General features: G+C 31.9%; 1 protein-coding gene and 1 pseudogene. Both read right to left on the bottom strand.

All coding sequences use genetic code 11. The features are described 5' to 3' along the window. Positions 1-823 (bottom strand): annotated as a pseudogene (serC, locus tag RTP52_RS18315) (3-phosphoserine/phosphohydroxythreonine transaminase); the annotation flags it as partial. A gap of 753 nt (positions 824-1,576) precedes the next feature. Further along, the gene (locus RTP52_RS18320; protein WP_312372824.1) at positions 1,577-2,083 is read right to left on the bottom strand and encodes a phosphatase PAP2 family protein; all 507 of its coding nucleotides are present in this window, start codon (positions 2,081-2,083) and stop codon (positions 1,577-1,579) included. Positions 2,084-2,380 lie beyond the last annotated feature (297 nt).

Here is a 2,380-nt window from a genome sequence, read left to right on the forward strand (position 1 = left end):
ATAAAATCTGTGCTTTCTTCTCATTATGAACCTTCATTGCCTCAAGGCCGCCCATTTTCTTAAGCCACTTAAATACTTTCCCACAGATGTAAATACCATATGCAGGTGGTGTATTATACATAGATTGGTTATCAACATGGATTTTATATTGGAACATCGTAGGTGTTCCTGGTAGGGTCTCCTCTGTAATTAAGTCTTCACGAATAATTACAATAACAACGCCAGCTGGTCCAATATTCTTCTGAACACCACCATAGATTAAACCATACTTCGTAACATCTACTGGCTCTGATAAAAAGCAAGATGATACGTCAGCTACCAATGTTTTTCCTTTGGTATTTGGAAGTGTCTTAAACTTTGTTCCATATATAGTATTGTTCTCACATATGTAAACATAGTCAGCATTCTCACTAATAGGAAGATCGGAACAATCTGGAATATAGGAAAATGTCTTATCAGCAGAAGAAGCAACCGCATTTGCTGTACCATATAATTTTGCTTCCTGATAAGCTTTCTTAGCCCATTGCCCCGTAATAATATAATCTGCTACTTTATTTTTCATTAAATTCATTGGTATCATAGCAAATTGTGAAGAAGCACCACCCTGTAAGAAAAGCACCTTATAGTTTTCTGGAATATTCATTAAATCACGTAAATCTTGTTCAGCAGTATTTATGATTGCTTCATAATCCTTAGAACGATGGCTCATCTCCATAACAGACATCCCTGTTCCGTTATAATCAAGCATCTCTTCTGCGGCTTCTTTTAACACCTCTTCTGGTAAAACAGCTGGTCCAGCTGAAAAATTATAAACTCTACCCATTTGAAAATCCTCCTTAATCCTACGACACATTATCCTAACACTTTGGCGAAAGTCTACTTCTTTATCACAACTTCTAATAAGTCATGCTATGACACATGCTTTATGCCTAGAACAATTTGTGATAAAGATTCTTTTAACCTATTATCAGCCATTCAAAGCTTTGCTATTGTTATACTGCATCACTTTAATACACTACATTATAAGACTATGTCAAATTTTAGTCAATAACTTTATCTGAAATCTTGTAGCCTTGATATAAAATCAATGGTATATCAAGAAGCTCTACAAAGTCTTCCTGATATACCATTTTTTAATTATAACATATTTTAATTTTAATGCTATCTATTTTATAGGATATCTTACTATAACATTTATTGGTAGATTCAATATAAAGCCTATCACACCTTACAGTAATTACTTAATTTATTCTACTGTAAAAGGAATCTCTATTTTAAGTACACTACGCGCATCCTCCCCCAATCCAAATCTTATTACTCGATGTTCTTGGTAAAATTACTTGCATTAATTATGGGACCTTCGTTAATAATCTGAACTCTTTCCCCTTTGACTTGCAAACGTATTTGTAACCTAGTTAAAAAAACTAAGGCATATCAAAGATCTGCAAAGCCTTTTTGATATACCTTTTTTTAATCTTACTATATAATTTTTAATACTAATTATTAAAGTTTTACCCATACATAAACCCAGATAGTTATTTGCTTTATTATTAAATACTAATCGAAATTATGATTCTTATAATATTCTAATACCTATTAACCCGAAAGTAATTCCCGATAATATCCCTGCTAACACATCGGATGGAAAATGTACAAATAAATATACCCTTGAAATTGCTATCAGAGTTGCTAATACCAGTGCAATACTTCCAAATCTTAAGTCATAAGCTACAATTGACATCGCACATGCAAATGAAGTCGCAGCATGACCAGATGGAAACGAGGATCCAATTGGCCTTTTAATTAACATTTTAATATCTTTATATTTATCACAGGGACGCTTTCTCATGCAAAGAGACTTTATAATAAGATTGTTACCGATTATAGTTAACAGTAGCGATAGCAATATTCCTTTCGTTATTTGGCGTTCCTTAGAAATCCAATAATACAGAGAAAACACGATCCATATCTTAGAACAGTTCCCTAGGGAAGTAATAAAACACATAAACCAATCCATAGCATTACTGCGTTTTTTAAACAACTGAAATAAAAGTTTCTCGTCGATTCTAGCGCAAGTCTTCATACCAATCTCCTGTTCTTAAAAAGTATCTATTAACTATACATGATTTCTATATGAAATCAATCAATTATACGTTAACTTTAGGTAAAAATTATGTAAAGATTTATCCACAACTCAATCAAAAAAAGAAACTGTTATCCACAGTTCCCTCTGATTTATCCGTAGTAATGTTAATCTTAAATAAAAAATAGCAAAAAACAAGAAATCTTCTTATTTTTTACTATTAAAACTTCTATTTTCTTTAATTACTTCACATTGAATTTTTTTAAACAAACCTTTTAGGTTAAGCCCTCGACCTAT

The organism is Lachnoclostridium sp., from assembly GCF_031997925.1.
In the GTDB taxonomy this organism is placed as follows: Bacteria; Bacillota; Clostridia; order Lachnospirales; family Lachnospiraceae; genus Lachnoclostridium.